Below are 16343 nucleotides of genomic sequence, written 5' to 3' on the forward strand. Positions count from 1 at the left end.
AGCCCGTGCGGGCCGAGGGGTTGATCGCCGTCGCTCAAAGCCGCTTGTGGGGCGTTCCCCACCCCAGCGGCAGCGGTGACCCCCGAGAGCTCGCGGCACTCCTCGACGCCCTTCACAGCGTTCCGCTCGCCACGGTGCGCGCGGACCTCGCGCGACCACGGGCCTTCATGGGAGGAGACGCGTGGCGAGACCATGGCAGAGCGGGTGCTCCCGCTCCTCGACGACAAGGCGAGGTCCCGGGGCGAGCGGGTGGTCGAGGGGCTGGCCGCGCTGGGGGAACCGGCGAAACCCTCTCTCGTGCACGGCGACCTCGCGGGAGCCAACGTGCTCTGGACAGACGGGCGGGTGTCCGGTGTGATCGACTGGGACCTCGCGAGCGCCGGCGACCCCGCCGACGACGTCGCCGCGTTGGCCACGTGGCACGGCTGGGAGGCGATCGCCGGCGTCGTGCCTCCGGACACCGAGAATCGCGCACGGGTCATCGCCGCGACCTATCCGCTGCAGCTCGTCTGCTTCGCGGTCGTGAACCGCCGGCCCGTCGCGGAGATCGATCGCGCCGTGCAGCGGGCGAACCGCAGGCTGGTCGGGCGGCCGGCCTAGTGCGTGCCCGCCGACACCGTTCGCGCGCCTAGGCTGGTGTCATGCTCCTCGCCATCGACACGTCCGCCGGAACGAGCGTCGCGGTCGTCGACCGCGACGGTGGGATCCTGGCCGAAGTGGGGGAGACCGACACCATGCGGCACGCCGAGGTGGTCGGCGACCTCATCCGGTCGGCGCTCGACGCCTCCGGCACGAGCGTCTCCGCGCTCTCCGGCGTCGTGGCGGGCATGGGCCCCGGCCCGTTCACCGGGCTGCGCGTCGGCATCGCCGCTGCCACCGCTTTCGCCTTCGGCGCCGGCCGGCCGCTCGTCCCGGTCGTCAGCCACGACGCCGTCGCCTACGAGCGCTACCTCGCCGGACACACCGGCCCGCTGCTCGTCGTCACCGACGCGCGGCGGCGCGAGCGCTACTGGACGGCGTACTCCGGTGTCGATGAGCACGGCCTTCCCGTGCGGCTCGACGGGCCGGGCCTCAGCAAGCCGGACGGCCTCCCGCACGGCGACATCGCCCGTGAGGACGCTGTAGAGGTGTCGGCCGGGCTGCTCGGAATGATCGCGGAACTACGGTTCGCCGCCGGCCTCCCCTTCGACCGCGACGAGCCGCTGTACCTGCGGTCACCGGATGTCACGCTGTCTTCCGGCCCGAAGCGGGTGAGCGCGTGACGGATCAGGTCCCTGCTCCCACGGGCGCAGCGTCGTGGCAGCTGCGCCGGGCCACCGAGCTCGACCTCGACGCCATCATGGCGATCGAGCGTTCGACCTTCGTCACCGACGCCTGGTCGGAGGAGACCATGCGCGCCGAGCTGCGCGGACCGTACGGCTACTACCTGGTGGCCGTTACGGTCGACGGCGCCGACCGTGTCGACGGGTACGCCGGCCTGCTGGCGCCGCGAGGCGCCGTCGAGGGCGACATCCAGACCATCGCGGTCGTGCCCGGCGCGCGCAGGCACGGCCTGGGGCGCGCACTCATGCTCGCCCTGATCGGTGAGGCCCGCCACCGCGGTGTCACCGAGGTGTTCCTCGAGGTGCGGGCCGACAACCCCGGCGCCCAGACGCTCTACCGCGCGCTCGGCTTCGAGGAGATCGGCGTGCGTCCCCGCTACTACCAGCCCGACGGGGTGGATGCGATCGTCATGCGCCTGACCGTCCCGACACCGGAGACCACGATCGCATGAACGGCATCCCCCGGCATCCCGATGCGGTCGGCGACGGCCCGCTCGTCCTCGGCATCGAGACGTCGTGCGACGAGACCGGCGTCGGCATCGTCCGCGGCACGACCCTGCTCTCCAACACCATCGCCTCGTCGATGGAGGAGCACGCGCGCTACGGCGGCGTCGTCCCCGAGGTCGCGGCCCGGGCCCACCTCGAAGCGCTGACCCCGACGCTCCGCACCGCCGTCGCGGACGCCGGCATCGAGCTGGCCGATCTGGACGCGATCGCGGTCACCAGCGGTCCCGGACTCTCCGGTGCACTGATGGTCGGCGTCGGAGCGGCCAAGGCGCTCGCGCTCTCGCTCGGCAAGCCCCTCTACGCAGTCAACCATCTCGTCGGCCACGTCGGAGCCGACGTCCTGGATGCCAGCGGCGGACCGGGCCATCCCGTCGAGGTGCCGACCGTGGCGCTCCTGGTCTCCGGAGGCCACACCTCGCTGCTGCTCGTGCGCGACCTGGTGTCCGACGTGGAGCTGCTGGGCGAGACGATCGACGACGCGGCGGGGGAGGCGTTCGACAAGGTCGCGCGCGTCCTCGGCCTGCCGTACCCGGGCGGTCCGCAGATCGACCGGGTCGCCGCAGACGGCGACCCGCGCGCCATCCGGTTCCCGCGCGGTCTCACCAAACCCAAGGATCTCGAGCGGCACCGCTACGACTTCTCGTTCTCCGGGCTCAAGACCGCGGTCGCTCGCTGGGTGGAGCAGCGCCAGGACGCCGGCGAGGAGGTGCCTGTCGCCGACGTGGCCGCCTCGTTCCGTGAGGCGGTCGCCGATGTCCTCCTCACCAAGGCGATCGCCGCCTGCCTCGACCACGGCGTCCCGCGGCTGCTCCTCGGCGGCGGTGTCGTCGCCAACGCGCGCGTGCGCCAGCTCGCCGTGCAGCGGGCGGAGGAGGCGGGCGTGACCCTGCGCATCCCGGCTCTGTCGCTGTGCACCGACAACGGGGCGATGATCGCTGCGCTCGGCGCGCAGCTCATCCTGGCGGGACGCGAGCCCAGCCGACTCGACTTCGGGGCGGACTCGACACTGCCGGTGACCGAGATCCAGGTGGCGGCGGAAGACGGGGCCGCGGCCTGAGCGTGTCGGGCTCTCCGCGACGTGCACGCGCACACGTGGGGCGTTGACAGGCACGTGGCCCGCTGCGACGATTGATTCAGTACAGCATTTTCTCAGGAAGCCACCAGAGAGGGAGATGGGCAGAATGTCCGATCCGAACACCCCGTCAGGCGCAGCAGAGCCCGAAGGAACGGAAGGAACGCCCGCTCAGCCTGTTCCGCCGTCGTCCGACATCCCCGCACCGGCTCCGGACGGCGTTCCGCCGGTCCCCCCGGTCGCCCCGCCCGCACCGCCGGTCTCTCCGGCCGCACCCGGGTACGGCGCGCCGCAGCAGCCGTATGGCGAGCAGCCGCAGCAGCCGCAGCAGCCGTACGGCCAGCAGCCGCAGCAGCAGCCCTATGGCCAGCAGCAGCCGTACGGTCAGCCTCAGCAGCCGTACGGCCAGCAGCAGCCCTACGGCCAGCAGCCGCCGGCGCCCGGCTACGGGCAGCCCGCGTACGGCCAGCCCGCTCCCGGGTACGCGCAGCCCTACGCCCAGCCCGCCGCGAAGTCGCCGATCCTCAGCATCCTGTCGCTCATCGGCGGCATCGTCGGCATCGTCCTGACGTTCGCCTGGGGCATCGGCTTCCTGTTCGGTGTCGCCGGTATCGTCCTCGGCTTCATCGGGCGCAGCAAGGAGCCGCAGGCCAAGGGCTTCTGGCTGACCGGCATCATCCTCGGCTTCGTCAGCGTGGCCATCGCGATCATCTTCTGGATCGTGCTGGGCATCATCCTGGCGAACTTCAACGCCAACTACCGGTACTGACACCGGCCGGCGCTCGCCGGGCGGCCGTCAGAGCCGCTCGGCGAGCAGTGCCGTGTGCTTGCCGCCGACCCGCGTGAGGATCAGCGTCGCCGGGCGGTCGCCGGAGAGCTTGAGCCGGGTGCGCAGTGCAGCGGGGTCCACGTCCACCCCGCGCTTCTTGATCTCCAGCGTGCCGATGCCGCGGGCGCGGAGGGCCTTCTTGAGCTCCTTCTCGGCGAACGGCAGCGTCTCCCGGACGCGGAAACCGGCGGCGAACGGGGTCTCCGTCGCCTCGTCCGCCGTGATGTAGGCGATTCCGTCGCCGAGCATCCGGCCGTCGAGCCGGCGGGCCAGGTCGCCGATCAGGCGTGCGCGGATGACCGCGCCGTCCGGTTCGTAGAGGTACTCGCCGAGGTCGCCCGTCTCGGCGTCCTCGCTGTCGGCCTCCGCCGTGAGCTCGTGCGCGTCGTCCCCCCGGAGCACCAGGGCGGACCGCCGGATGCCCGAGCGCGCGAGGGCTCCGAACCACAGCCCGAGCTCCACGACCTGGCCGTCGGCCGAGACCCACTGCGCTTCGGCGGTCGACGGGATGAGGTCTCTGTCGAATCCCGGCCCCAGCTTCAGACCGACCGATCGACCGGTGGCGAGCTCGTACGCGAAGCCGAGCGATGGGGTGTAGTCGTCGGGATCGGTCAGCCGGTCGGTGTCCGTGTGCCCTGCCGTGCGTCGCGCGGGGTCGAGGAAGACCCCGTCGATGGAGCGCAGGCTCACGTCCTCCGCCCGGCGGTGCTCGACCGTGGCGGACGGGAAGGGGGCGAGATTGAAGGCGGCGATCGCGGCCGTCACCTCGTCGGCGTCCACCGCGGTGACCTCCAGGTCGAGCGCCGCGATCGCGAGGGCGTCTCCGCCGATCCCGCAGCCGAGGTCGGCGATGCGCGTCAAACCGGCGGCGCGGAAGCGGCCGGCGTGGCGCGCCGCGACGGCCAGGCGGGTCGCCTGCTCGAGCCCGGCCTCCGTGAACAGCATCCGGGAGGCGAACTCCCCGAACTTGGCCGCGGCCTTCTTGCGGAGCTTGGCCTGGGTGAGCACGGCGGCGACCAGGCCGGGGGAGTGGCCTTGCTTCCGCAGCGACGTGACCATGCCCAGCACGTCTTTCTCCGACCGGTAGGGAGGCAGCGAGTCGAGCAGCCGGAGCCCTTCGGGGCTCAGCAGTTCGACGAGTTCGGACCGGTCCATGTGCACCACGGTACCTTCTGGCACTCACGTTGCGGGACTGCTAACGCACCCCCTAGACTCGTGGTTAGCACTCTCCGTGCGAGTTTGCTAACGCAAGCCGCACTCCACCTGAGTTCGCAAAGACTGAGTTCACCAAAGAAAGAGGTCAACCGTGTCGGTCTCCATCAAGCCGCTCGAAGATCGCATCGTCATCAAGCAGGTCGAGGCTGAGCAGACCACTGCTTCCGGTCTGGTCATCCCCGACACCGCGAAGGAGAAGCCCCAGGAGGGCGAGGTCGTCGCCGTCGGACCGGGCCGCATCGACGACAACGGCAACCGCGTGCCGCTCGATGTCGCCGTCGGCGACAAGGTGATCTACTCCAAGTACGGGGGCACCGAGGTCAAGTTCGGCGGCGAGGACTTCCTCGTCCTCTCGGCCCGCGACGTGCTCGCGGTCGTCGTCCGCTGACGAACGCCCTTCACGGAGGCCCGGGTGCACCAGCGCCCGGGCCTTCGTCGTGTGTCGGTGAGCGCCGCTAGAGTCGACGGGTGACGCCGCCTTCCCCCTCCACCGAGCACCGCACGTCGGGTCTGATCTTCGCGATCTCCGCACACGTGCTGTGGGGCGTGCTCACGCTGTACTTCATCGCGCTCGCTCCGACGACGGCGTGGGAGATCGTCGCGTGGCGCGTGATCTTCTCCCTCGTCTTCTGCGCCGTGCTGCTCACCGTCACGCGTGCGTGGCGCCCGTTCACCGTCCTGCTCCGCTCGCCGCGCGTCCTCTTCACGATGGCACTCGCCGGCGCCCTGATCTACGTCAACTGGCAGACGTACGTCCTCGCGACGGTGACCGGCCATGTGGTGGAGGCGGCGCTCGGGTACTTCATCAACCCGATCGTCACCGTGCTCCTCGGCGTGATCGTGCAGCACGAGCGACTGCGGGCGGCCCAGTGGGTGGCGGTCGGCTTGAGCGCTGTCGCGGTCGTGGTCCTGGCGGTGGGGTACGGTGCCTTCCCGTGGATCGCGCTGCTGCTGGCGTTCTCGTTCGGGTTCTACGGCCTCATCAAGAAGCGGGTCGGGCCGACGGTCGACGCGATCTCCGGGCTCACGCTCGAGACCATGTGGCTGACGCCCATCGCCATCGTCCAGCTGATCGTCGTCGGACTGACCACCGGCATCACGCTGGGCGAGTACGGGGTGTGGCACACCGTCGCGCTCGCGGGCGCCGGCGTGGTCACGGCGGTGCCGCTGCTGTTCTTCGCCGCGGCCTCCCGGCGCCTCCCGCTGGTCTACATGGGATTCGTCCAATACGTCACTCCGCTGATCCAGTTCCTGGTCGGCGTCTTCGTGCTCCACGAGGCGATGCCGCCGGAGCGCTGGGTCGGTTTCGGCATCGTCTGGCTCGCACTGATCGTGCTCAGCGTCGACATGGTCGCCGCCGCTCGCACCGGTCGCCGGGTGGCGCGGCTAGCGTAGGGGCGTGGCCATCTCGACCGACTTCGACGAACTCGACTCCCGCATCGCCGCGGCGCTCCAGGCGAACGGGCGTGCCAGCTGGGGGCTCATCGCCGCGGCGATCGACGCGCCCGTGCGCACGATCGCGCGCCGCGGACAGCGTCTGCTCGATGTCGGAGCGGTGCGTGTGTCCACCTACCTCGACACGACACGGGTCGGGGATGCCCGGCCGCTGGTGATCCAGATCTCCACCCGCCCCGGGCATGCCGTGGCGGTGGCCCGCGCACTCGCCACCCGCGCGGACGCGTCGAGCGTCTCGGTGCTCGAGAGCGGCGCGGACGTGATCTGCCAGCTCATGCCGCGCACCCCGGAGGAGAGTGCGCGTCTGGTCGTCGAGGAGCTGCCGGAGCTCGACCACCTGGTGTCGGTGCGCGTGGGAACGGTCTTGAAGTTCTTCCGCTCCGGTTTCGACTGGACCGCCATCCCACTGCCCGAGGCGACGCTCGCTCAGCTGCGCAGCAGCGAGGACGAGGGTCCCCGGCCGACCGGCAAGGTGACGCTGTCGGCGGACGACGAGCGGCTGGTGGATGTCCTCGCCGAGGACGGTCGCGCCTCGGCCAGCGACGTCGCCGAGCGCATCGGCGTGACGCCGCCGACCGTGAAGCGCCGGCTGGACGCTCTGCTCGCCGCGGGTGTGCTGCACGTCCGGACCGAGATCAGTCCGGCGCTGCACGGGTTGCGCGTGGAGGCGCTGACCTGGCTGCAGGTGTCGCCCGACCGGGTGGAGAACGTCGGGGAGGCGCTCGGCCGGCATCCGTCCGTGCGGTTCTGCGCCGCCTGCACCGGAGCGACCCAGTTGCTCGTCGACTGCGTCGTGGCCGACGAGCAGGCGCTCTACCGCTTCCTCACCGAGGATGTCGCTGCGCTCGGCGTCACCGCGGCCCAGACGTCGGTCGTGCTCGCGCCCGTTCGGCGAGGCCCCATGCTCATCCCCGAGTCCCTCAATGTGGCTGATTTGTAAACATCGTGTTGCAAAAGTGGCCGAAACCTAAATTCAAGATTGCGATTCTGGCCGTTAACGCATAACCTCACTTCAACCCAATGAAGAGAGGACGGTCATGGCACTCACCTGGCAGCAGGAGGCGCAGCGTCTCAGCTGGACGACCGAGCCTCTCGTGGACGGCGTTCGCCGCCCCTCCGGCGCCGCCGGCCGGTTCGACCTCGTCAGCCCGCGCGACGGCGCCGTGCTCGCCACCGTCGCCGACGGCACCGCCGCCGACGTGGATGGCGCCGTCCGTTCGGCACGCGCCGTCTTCGAGAGCGGCACGTGGTCGCGCGCAGCGGCGATCGAGCGTGGCCGCACCCTGATCCGCTTCGGCGACCTCGTCGAGGCCAACGCCCGTGAGCTGGCGCTGCGCATCTCGCTCGAGATGGGCAAGCCCGTGCAGGACGCCCTCGCCGTCGAGCTCCGCGCCGTCGCCCAGTGCCTGCGCTGGTACGGTCAGCTGGCCGACAAGCTCCCCGACGAGTCGCCTCAGGCCACGCCTGACGCGCTCGCCCTCGTCACCCGCGAGCCCGCCGGCGTCGTCGGCGCGGTCGTGCCGTGGAACTTCCCGCTCACGATGACCGCCTGGAAGCTCGGACCGGCGCTCGCCGCCGGCAACAGCGTCGTCCTCAAGCCGGCCGAGCAGACCAGCGTCTCCGCCCTCCGGCTCGGGGAGCTCGCCCTGGAGGCCGGGCTCCCTGCCGGAGTGTTGAACGTCGTGCCGGGGCGGGGCGACACCGTCGGGGAAGCGCTGGGCCGCCACCCCGACGTCGACGTGCTGACCTTCACCGGCTCGGTCGGAGTGGGCCGCCGCTTCCTCGCCTACTCGGCGGAGTCGAACGGCAAGCGGGTGTGGCCGGAGCTCGGCGGCAAGTCGGCGTCGGTCGTCCTGAGCGATGCCGACGTGGAGGCGGCCGGCCGCACCAGCGCGTGGGGCGCGTTCTACAACCAGGGCCAGATGTGCAGCGCCTCGTCACGCATGATCGTCCTGCGCGACGTGCACGACCGCGCGGTCGAGGCCGCCGTCGCCCAGGCTGCCGCCATGGTCCCGTCCGACCCGCTGAGCGGCGACGCGGCCAGCGGCGCGGTCGTGAGCGAGCGGCAGCTCGAGCGCATCCTCGGCTTCGTCGAGCGCGCGGTCGCAGACGGAGCGACCCTCGCCGCCGGTTCGCTGACGCGCCACGACATCGGCACGGGGAAGGGCAGCTACGTCGCTCCGGTCGTCCTCACCGACGTGCGGCCCCACATGGAGATCGCTCAGACGGAGGTCTTCGGGCCCGTGCTCTCGGTGATCGCCGCCGACAGCGTCGACGAGGCGGTCGCCGTGGCGAACGGCACCCCCTTCGGGCTCGGAGCCGGCCTGTGGACCACCGATCTCTCGGCCGCACACCGCGTCTCCCGACGGCTGCGTGCCGGCACGGTGTGGGTCAACTGCTACGAGGAGGGCGACATGTCGATGCCGTTCGGCGGGGTCGGCGACAGTGGTTTCGGACGGGACAAGGGAGCGCACGCAGTGGACAAGTACACCGACGTGAAGAGCACCTGGATCGAGCTGGGCGCATGACCGGGCCGATCATCGGCGTCACGGTCTGGCGCCGCCCGCTCCCGACCGGCCTCGGCGAGCGCACCGACCTCTACACCCTCGGCGGCGAGTACGCCGACGCGGTGCAGGCCGCCGGAGGCGTCCCTCTGCTGGTGCCCGACGTCGTCGAGCCCGACGTCCCCGCGCTCATCCGCCGGTTCGACGGACTGCTGCTCTCGGGCGGACAGGATGTCGCCGACGGCGCTCGGGACGCAACGGAGCACGCGCTGCTCACGGAGGCCCAGCGCCTGGGCATGCCGGTCTTCGGCATCTGCCGCGGGCTCCAGCTCCTCAACGTCCACCGGGGAGGCACGCTCATCGACGACCTGCCCGGCACCGAGGACCACCCCGCCGTCGGGAGCGGGGAGGAGCGACTCAGCCGGCACCGTATCGTGGACGCGGCCGGCTGGGTCGCGGACACCCTCCCCGACGACGGGATCGTGAACTCCATCCACCACCAGGCGATCGACCGTCTCGGTGCCGGTCTGGCGATCGCCGCCCGCGCCGACGACGGCACCGTCGAGGCGGTGTCTGGAACGGATCCGACGCTCTTCCTCCGGGCCGTGCAATGGCACCCGGAGAAGATGCCGGGCGTCGAGGGCCGCGCTCACGCGACGCGCCTCCTCGCGCCTTTCATCGCGGCCGCCGACGGCTATCGCCGTCTCACCGCGACCACCCCCACCCCCATCAGAAAGGAGTTCGTGTGAGCACGACCCCCAAGCGCATCTTCCTCGAGTTCGAGGGAGGTCCGCGAGCCGAGGCGACGCTCCTGCTCGACGAAGCGCCGAAGACCGCCGAGGCGATCTGGAGCGCTCTCGAGTCTCCGGTGAGCGACGACGTGATGCACGCGATGTACGCCGGCCCGGAGATCATGTTCGGGCTGCCGCAGAGCGCGCAGACGTTCGACCCGACCGCCCTCCCGGCCGAGAACCAGCAGGTCATCCCCGCAGCGGGCGACCTGGTCTGGTTCTTCCAGCCCAAGGAGCTCATGGCCGGGCTGGACTTCGAGCTGTGGGAGGTCGGCATCTTCTACGGCAAGGGCGGCCGGATCTTCGGGCCGCTCGGCTGGACACCCTGCACCATCTGGGCGTCGATCACCAGCGGACTCGAGGAGTTCGCGGCGGCGTGCCAGGAGACCCGCACCATCGGACTGAAGCGACTCACCATCGGGAGAATCGAATGACGATCACACGCACCCTCCGCCGCGGCCCCCTCGCCGCCGGCATCGGTATCGCGGCCGCCGCGGCGGCCCTGCTCACCGGCTGCAGCAGCACCGGCGGCTCCTCCGCCGCCTCCACCACCTCCAGCTCGTCGTCGGCGACCGTGAAGCTGCCAGCTTCCTTCGCCGGGAAGAGCCTCGTCGCCCCCGCCGTCACCGGCTACCCGCCCTACGCCTACCTCGACGGCGGCAAGATCGTCGGCATCAGCACCGACCTCGCCACCGCGGTCGGCGGCCCCTGGGCGACGAAGGTCACGCTCAAGCAGGACTCCTTCGAGAACGCGCTCCTCGGTGTCAACAGCGGCACCTATTTCGGTGCGTTCGGCGCCGACGTGACCGCCGAGCGCGAGAAGGCGTTCGACCAGGTCTCGTTCCTCGAGGACCACTACCAGTTCATGGGCCTGAAGGACGCCAAGCTCGGCTCGACCATGGACGACCTGTGCGGACTGAAGATCTCCGTCGTCGCCGCCGACAGCGCCATCCCGGTGCTGCAGGACCAGTCGACGAAGTGCACGGCCGCGGGCAAGAAGGCGATCGGCGTGCAGACGTTCGCCGACCAGGGCGCCGCGACCCTCGCCGTGACCAGCAAGCAGGTCGATGCGACGACCGCGACGCTGACCAACCTCGGGTACATTTCGAAGCAGACCTCCGGCCAGTTCAGCATCGGCGGCCCGAAGTACCAGTTCGTCCTCATCGGCATCGCCACCAAGAAGGGCAACGGGATGGCGCAGGCGCTCGCCGACTCCATCAACGAGCTCATCGCCAACGGCGAGTACACGAAGATCCTCAAGAAGTACGGGGTCGAGGGCGACGCCATCGCGAAGGCGGAAGTCAACCCGGACCCCAACGTCGGAAAGTAGCAGCACCCTCATGCCCGAACACGAACAGGGATCGGCGGCCCTCGCGCCGCACATCCCCAACCGCCACATCGCGCGCTGGGTGGTCGCCGCCCTGCTCGTGCTCCTCCTGCTCGGCTGGCTCCAGGGCCTGGCGTTCAACCACGCCCTGGACTGGCCGACGATCGGGCAGTACTTCCTGAACTACGACGTGCTCGCCGGTCTCGGACGCACGCTCCTCATCACCGCGGTCTCGATCGTCGTCGCCGTCATCCTCGGCGCGCTGCTGGCGACGATGCGACTGTCGGACAACCCGGTGCTGCGCGGGCTCGCCTGGCTGTACGTCTGGTTCTTCCGGTCGGTGCCGCTCCTGGTCCTGCTGGTCCTGACCTTCAACCTGTCGCTGCTGTGGCCGACGATCGACATCGGCATCCCGTACGGGCCGGTGTTCCTCTCGATCAACACCCAAGAGCTCATCAACCCGATGGTCGCGGCCATCGTGACGTTCTCGCTGCAGCAGGCGGCGTACACGTCGGAGGTGCTGCGCGCCTCCATCCAGTCCGTGCCGGAGGGGCAGAGGGAGGCCGCGGTCGCCCTCGGCATGACCCGCACCCGCACGATGATGAAGATCGTGTTCCCTCAGGCGTTCCGGGTCGCGCTGCCGCCGATCGCGAACGACACGATCAACCTGCTGAAGTCGACCTCGCTCGTCGCCTTCATCGCGGTGCCCGACCTGATGTACTCCGTGCAGCAGATCTACTCGTCGAACTTCCGCATCGTCCCGCTGCTGATCGTGGCGACGCTCTGGTACATGATCGTCGTCTCGATCCTGTCGGTCGGCCAGTTCTTCATCGAGCGTGCGCTGCGCTCCTCGCCGTCGCGGGTGGGCCGCCGGACGATCGATGTGGAGCCCGACCTCCCCGACTCCGCGACACCCGACGAGGATCTCGCCGCGACCGCCGCCGACACGACCTCGAAGGAGAACCGAGCATGAGCCCGTTCCTGCAGGTGACCGAGGTCACCAAGCGCTACGACGACGTCACCGTCATCGACGACGTCAGCCTCGACGTCGAGCGCGGAGAGACCGTCGTGCTGCTCGGACCGTCGGGAGCGGGCAAGAGCACACTGCTGCGCTGCATGAACATGCTGGAGCGCATCGACCGCGGCCGCATCGTCCTCGACGGGGAGGAGCTCGGCTGGCGGCCGCACAAGGGCGTCATGCGCGAACTGTCGGGGCGTGCGGAGGCCCGGCAGCGGCAGGAGATCGGGATGGTCTTCCAGAGCTTCAACCTGTTCGCCCACCTCACCGTCCTGCAGAACGTGATCGAGGCTCCCGTCGGGGTGCTGAAGCGGCCGAAGGCCGAGGCGATCGCCGAAGCGCATGAGCTCCTGCGCCAGGTCGGTCTCGACCACAAGGCCGACGCCTACCCCGCGCAGCTCAGCGGCGGTCAGCAGCAGCGCGTCGCCATCGCGCGCGCCCTGGCCATGCACCCGAAGCTCATGCTCTTCGACGAGCCGACGAGTGCGCTCGACCCCGAGCTGGTGAGTGAAGTCCTCGACGTGATCAAAGGCCTGGCGACGACCGGAATGACCCTGGTGATCGTGACCCACGAGATCGGCTTCGCGCGCGAAGTCTGCGACCGCTTCGTGTTCATGGAGAACGGGCGGATCGTCGAGACGGGCGCATCCGACCGCCTCACGGTCGATGGCGCGGCCAACCCGAGGACGCGCGACTTCCTCTCGCGCGTGCTCTGAGCGGCTGACAGAGCCTGGCGACCGCAGTGCGGAATAGACCACCAGGTTCTGCCGTTACCATTGGACATCACACTCGCGCGACCTTGATAGGGGTGAAATGGACCAGGCGGATCCGTTCGGATTCATCGGTTTGACCTACGACGACGTCATGCTCCTTCCCGGGCACACCGACGTCATCCCGAGCGAGGCGGACACCTCGACTCGCCTGACCAAGCGGATCACCATGGCGACACCGCTGCTGTCCAGCGCCATGGACACCGTGACCGAGTCGCGCATGGCCGTCGCCATGGCCCGGCACGGCGGTATCGGCATCATCCACCGCAACCTCTCCATCGAAGACCAGGCGACCAACGTCGACAAGGTCAAGCGCTCCGAGTCGGGCATGATCACCAACCCGGTGACCACCACCCCGGAGGCGACCGTCGAAGAGGTCGACGCCCTGTGCGGGCAGTTCCGCGTCTCCGGCCTCCCCGTGGTGGAGGGCGACGGCAAGCTCGTCGGCATCATCACCAACCGCGACATGCGGTTCGTCTCGCCGTTCGAGCGTTCGACGACCCTGGTCCGCGACGTGATGACGCGGATGCCGCTCATCACCGCCCCGGTCGGCATCGACCCGGATGCCGCCGTCGCGATCTTCGCGGAGCACAAGATCGAGAAGCTCCCCCTGGTCGACGCGGACGGTCGCCTGCGCGGCCTCATCACCGTCAAGGACTTCGACAAGAGCGAGAAGTACCCCGACGCCACCAAGGACGACGAGGGCCGCCTGCGGGTCGGCGCGGCGATCGGCTTCTTCGGCGACGCCTGGGACCGCGCGATGACCCTGGTCGACGCGGGAGTGGATGTCATCGTCGTCGACACCGCCAACGGCGACTCCGCCGGCGTGCTCGATATCGTCAGCCGTCTCAAGCACGAGCCGCGGGCGTCGCACGTCGACGTGATCGGCGGAAACGTCGCAACCCGTGCCGGTGCCCAGGCGCTCATCGACGCCGGCGTCGACGCCATCAAGGTCGGTGTCGGTCCCGGCTCCATCTGCACCACCCGGGTCGTCGCCGGCGTCGGCGTTCCGCAGGTGACCGCGGTGTACGAGGCCTCCCTGGCCGCGCGCGCCGCGAACGTCCCGCTCATCGCGGACGGCGGCCTCCAGTACTCGGGCGACATCGCCAAGGCCCTCGTCGCCGGAGCGGACAGCGTCATGCTGGGCTCGCTGCTTGCCGGCACGGCCGAGTCGCCCGGCGATCTCGTCTTCGTCAACGGCAAGCAGTTCAAGAACTACCGCGGCATGGGCTCCCTCGGCGCTCTCCAGACGCGCGGCAAGAAGACCTCGTACTCGCGCGACCGCTACTTCCAGGCGGATGTGCCGAGCGACGAGCAGCTGATCGCCGAGGGCATCGAGGGCCAGGTCCCGTATCGCGGCCCGCTCGCCGCTGTGGCGTACCAGCTCGTCGGCGGCCTCCGGCAGTCGATGTTCTACGTCGGTGCGCGCACCATCCCCGAGCTCAAGGAGCGCGGCAAGTTCGTCCGCATCACCGCGGCGGGGCTCAAGGAGTCGCACCCGCACGACATCCAGATGGTCGTGGAGGCGCCCAACTACCGTCGCTGAGCGCGTCGCGTCGAATCACATGGAGGGGATCCGGTCCTGAGGGGCCGGATCCCCTCCATCGTTCTCGGGGGAGGGTTCGAGCGGGCGGCTTGACAGCGACGCTCTCCGACGTGACAATAGATGTCGCGACATGCATGTCGCGACATCTATTGGAGGAGCGATGAAACACATCACGCGGGTGTCCGTGATCAGCACGGGGACCGTCCGCATCCGACCAGAGCACGTCGAGACGAACGGGACGCCGCGCCTGTGGTGGCTGAGCACGTCCCGACAGTGGACCGCCCCTCGCCCGATCAACGTCTACGTGATCGAGCACGAGCGCGGGCTGGTCCTCTTCGACACGGGGCAGGACCGTCGGTCGGTGACCGACCCGTCGTACTTCCCCGGCGGCGTCGTGGGGCGGCTCTACCATCGCCTCGCCGAGTTCGACATCCCGGAGGACGCCACACTCGGCGACAGGCTCAGCGCGCAGGGGTACGACATCGCCGACGTGCGGTATGCGATCCTCTCGCACCTGCACCAGGACCACATCGGCGGACTCCGCGAGCTCCCGTCGTCGGCTCGGGTGCTGGTGAGCCGTACGGAGTTGGCGTCGGCCGACAAGCGCCTGGCGGTCCTCGACGGGGTGATGCGGGAGCACGTCCGCCTCCCGGGCATCGACTGGGCCCCCGTCGACCCGGCGCCGACAGCGGATGCCTCCCTCGCTCCGTTCACCCACGCCCACGACGTGATGGGGGACGGGTCGCTCCTGCTGCTGCCGACGCCCGGTCACACCGCCGGGTCGCTGTCGTTGCTGCTGAGGAGCGAGGGCCTCCCGAACCTGCTGTTCGTGGGCGACCTCACCTACGACGCCGAACTGCTGGCGGCCGACCGGGTACCGGGCGTCGGCGAACGTAAGCTCTTGCATGAGACGACACGGCGGGTGAATGAGCTGGTCTCCCGCGCTCCGGGAGCAGCAGTGCTCGCCGCACACGACCCGGCCGCCGCGCGGCTCCTGGAGGCGGCGCTCGCGCGGCAGGAAGGCAGAACCGTTGAGAACGGCTGAACAGATCAGGTACCTGGTGCTCGCCGCCCAGCGCGAGGGCAACCGTCAGCTCACGGCGGCGTTGTCGCCCCTCGGCCTGACGCCGGCCCAGTCGGAGGCGCTGCGCATCCTCGAGGACCACGGCCCCCTCGCCCTCAAGCAGCTCGGCGAGATGCTCGTGTGCGACAGCGGCAGCAGTCCCAGCCGGATCGTCGATCGGCTGGTCGCCGCCCGCTTCGTGCGGAAGGACCCGGACGAATACGACCAGCGCCAGCTCTCCCTCCGCCTCACCCCGGAGGGTGCGGAGGCGGCGAAGGCGGTACGGGAGATCGAGGACGCGATGTACGCGGGGATCGACACGGCGGTGGACGCCGCAGACGCCGAGGTGCTCCTGCGCACTCTGCGCGCTCTGACGCAGGGCAGCCCCGCCGGGACGGCGCTCGCCAACCGGCTCGCCGCGCCGCACGCCGACGCCTCAGGGACCGGTCGATGAGCTTCACGCTCGAGCTCGACCTCCAGGCCGACTCCGAGACGATCTTCGCCTTCGTCGCGGACTTCGCGAACACGCCCCGGTGGTACTCGGCCGTGCAGCGCGTCGACCGGATCAGCGGCAGTGGAGGCGTCGGTACGCGTTACGCGGTGCACCGGCGCCTGCCTTCCGGCCCCGCGGTCAACACGGTCGAGGTGAGCAGTGTCGACGTCGGTCGGGAGATCACGTTCGAGTCAGTCGACGGCCCCACCCCGTTCCGCTATCGCTACCGCATCACCCCCGCCGGCAGCGGCAGTCGCCTTCAGCTCGACGGGAGCATCAGCGCGGACGGTCTGCCCGGTCCCGCCCGTCTGCTCGGCCCGCTGGCGGAACGGCTGTTCAGGAACGGCATGCGGGAGAACCTCGGCACACTCCGGCGCATCCTCGAATCGAGCTGACCGCCTGGGGCGTCTGGCCTCCCGGCCGTGCGTCGT

The 16343-nt window shown here is 70.3% G+C and carries 19 protein-coding genes; 18 read left to right on the top strand and 1 reads right to left on the bottom strand.

The window, feature by feature from the left end; translation table 11 throughout:
* Positions 1-192 precede the first annotated feature (192 nt).
* The 5 genes from JNB50_RS25175 to JNB50_RS16755 all read left to right on the top strand — a co-directional run bounded on the left by JNB50_RS25175 (position 193) and on the right by JNB50_RS16755 (position 3670).
* Positions 193-600, top strand: coding sequence for a phosphotransferase family protein (locus JNB50_RS25175; protein WP_243768562.1), 408 nt, complete (start codon positions 193-195; stop codon positions 598-600).
* A 41-nt stretch (positions 601-641) separates the two neighbouring features.
* Positions 642-1262, top strand: coding sequence for a tRNA (adenosine(37)-N6)-threonylcarbamoyltransferase complex dimerization subunit type 1 TsaB (tsaB, locus tag JNB50_RS16740; RefSeq protein WP_208041297.1), 621 nt, complete (start codon positions 642-644; stop codon positions 1260-1262).
* On the top strand, positions 1259-1774 hold the full coding sequence (rimI, locus tag JNB50_RS16745; RefSeq protein ID WP_307794768.1) for a ribosomal protein S18-alanine N-acetyltransferase: 516 nt from the start codon (positions 1259-1261) through the stop codon (positions 1772-1774). The genes tsaB and rimI overlap by 4 nt, the downstream gene beginning before the upstream one ends.
* Positions 1771-2886 (top strand): tRNA (adenosine(37)-N6)-threonylcarbamoyltransferase complex transferase subunit TsaD, encoded by a 1116-nt coding sequence (gene tsaD, locus JNB50_RS16750; RefSeq protein ID WP_208041298.1) that lies wholly within the window; start codon positions 1771-1773, stop codon positions 2884-2886. The genes rimI and tsaD overlap by 4 nt, the downstream gene beginning before the upstream one ends.
* 124 nt (positions 2887-3010) lie before the next feature.
* Positions 3011-3670: a DUF4190 domain-containing protein gene (locus tag JNB50_RS16755; protein WP_243768607.1), complete on the top strand. Its 660-nt coding sequence runs from the start codon at positions 3011-3013 to the stop codon at positions 3668-3670.
* Positions 3671-3697: 27 nt separating this feature from the next.
* On the opposite strand, the gene JNB50_RS16760 is transcribed toward JNB50_RS16755, so the two are convergent.
* Complete coding sequence (locus JNB50_RS16760; RefSeq protein WP_208041299.1) at positions 3698-4885, bottom strand: SAM-dependent methyltransferase; 1188 nt, start codon at positions 4883-4885, stop codon at positions 3698-3700.
* 151 nt (positions 4886-5036) lie between these two features.
* On the opposite strand from JNB50_RS16760, the gene groES reads away from it, so the two are divergent.
* The 13 genes from groES to JNB50_RS16825 all read left to right on the top strand — a co-directional run bounded on the left by groES (position 5037) and on the right by JNB50_RS16825 (position 16307).
* Positions 5037-5333, top strand: coding sequence for a co-chaperone GroES (gene groES / locus JNB50_RS16765; protein ID WP_022889766.1), 297 nt, complete (start codon positions 5037-5039; stop codon positions 5331-5333).
* Positions 5334-5413: 80 nt separating this feature from the next.
* Positions 5414-6340: an EamA family transporter RarD gene (gene rarD, locus JNB50_RS16770; RefSeq protein WP_208041300.1), complete on the top strand. Its 927-nt coding sequence runs from the start codon at positions 5414-5416 to the stop codon at positions 6338-6340.
* 4 nt (positions 6341-6344) lie between these two features.
* Positions 6345-7340, top strand: coding sequence for an Lrp/AsnC family transcriptional regulator (locus JNB50_RS16775; protein ID WP_208041301.1), 996 nt, complete (start codon positions 6345-6347; stop codon positions 7338-7340).
* 97 nt (positions 7341-7437) lie between these two features.
* The gene (locus tag JNB50_RS16780; RefSeq protein WP_208041302.1) at positions 7438-8928 is read left to right on the top strand and encodes an aldehyde dehydrogenase family protein; all 1491 of its coding nucleotides are present in this window, start codon (positions 7438-7440) and stop codon (positions 8926-8928) included.
* Positions 8925-9653: a gamma-glutamyl-gamma-aminobutyrate hydrolase family protein gene (locus tag JNB50_RS16785; RefSeq protein ID WP_208041303.1), complete on the top strand. Its 729-nt coding sequence runs from the start codon at positions 8925-8927 to the stop codon at positions 9651-9653. Before JNB50_RS16780 ends, JNB50_RS16785 begins: the two co-directional genes overlap by 4 nt.
* On the top strand, positions 9650-10129 hold the full coding sequence (locus JNB50_RS16790; protein WP_208041304.1) for a DUF3830 family protein: 480 nt from the start codon (positions 9650-9652) through the stop codon (positions 10127-10129). The genes JNB50_RS16785 and JNB50_RS16790 overlap by 4 nt, the downstream gene beginning before the upstream one ends.
* On the top strand, positions 10126-11025 hold the full coding sequence (locus tag JNB50_RS16795) for a transporter substrate-binding domain-containing protein (protein ID WP_208041305.1): 900 nt from the start codon (positions 10126-10128) through the stop codon (positions 11023-11025). The genes JNB50_RS16790 and JNB50_RS16795 overlap by 4 nt, the downstream gene beginning before the upstream one ends.
* 10 nt (positions 11026-11035) lie before the next feature.
* Positions 11036-11995 (top strand): amino acid ABC transporter permease, encoded by a 960-nt coding sequence (locus JNB50_RS16800; protein WP_208041306.1) that lies wholly within the window; start codon positions 11036-11038, stop codon positions 11993-11995.
* A complete protein-coding gene (locus JNB50_RS16805; protein ID WP_208041307.1) occupies positions 11992-12756 on the top strand; it encodes an amino acid ABC transporter ATP-binding protein in 765 nt (254 codons plus the stop codon). Before JNB50_RS16800 ends, JNB50_RS16805 begins: the two co-directional genes overlap by 4 nt.
* A gap of 97 nt (positions 12757-12853) precedes the next feature.
* Positions 12854-14356 carry an IMP dehydrogenase gene (gene guaB, locus JNB50_RS16810; protein WP_208041308.1) on the top strand — a complete coding sequence of 501 codons (1503 nt, stop codon included), beginning with the start codon at positions 12854-12856 and terminating at the stop codon, positions 14354-14356.
* A gap of 160 nt (positions 14357-14516) precedes the next feature.
* Entirely contained in the window at positions 14517-15401 is an 885-nt protein-coding gene (locus tag JNB50_RS16815) for an N-acyl homoserine lactonase family protein (RefSeq protein WP_208041309.1), read from the top strand.
* Complete coding sequence (locus JNB50_RS16820) at positions 15388-15873, top strand: MarR family winged helix-turn-helix transcriptional regulator (protein WP_208041310.1); 486 nt, start codon at positions 15388-15390, stop codon at positions 15871-15873. The genes JNB50_RS16815 and JNB50_RS16820 overlap by 14 nt, the downstream gene beginning before the upstream one ends.
* Positions 15870-16307 carry an SRPBCC family protein gene (locus JNB50_RS16825; protein ID WP_208041311.1) on the top strand — a complete coding sequence of 146 codons (438 nt, stop codon included), beginning with the start codon at positions 15870-15872 and terminating at the stop codon, positions 16305-16307. Before JNB50_RS16820 ends, JNB50_RS16825 begins: the two co-directional genes overlap by 4 nt.
* Positions 16308-16343: the final 36 nt, after the last annotated feature.

Source organism: Leifsonia sp. TF02-11 (genome assembly GCF_017565305.1).
GTDB lineage: Bacteria > Actinomycetota > Actinomycetes > Actinomycetales > Microbacteriaceae > Leifsonia.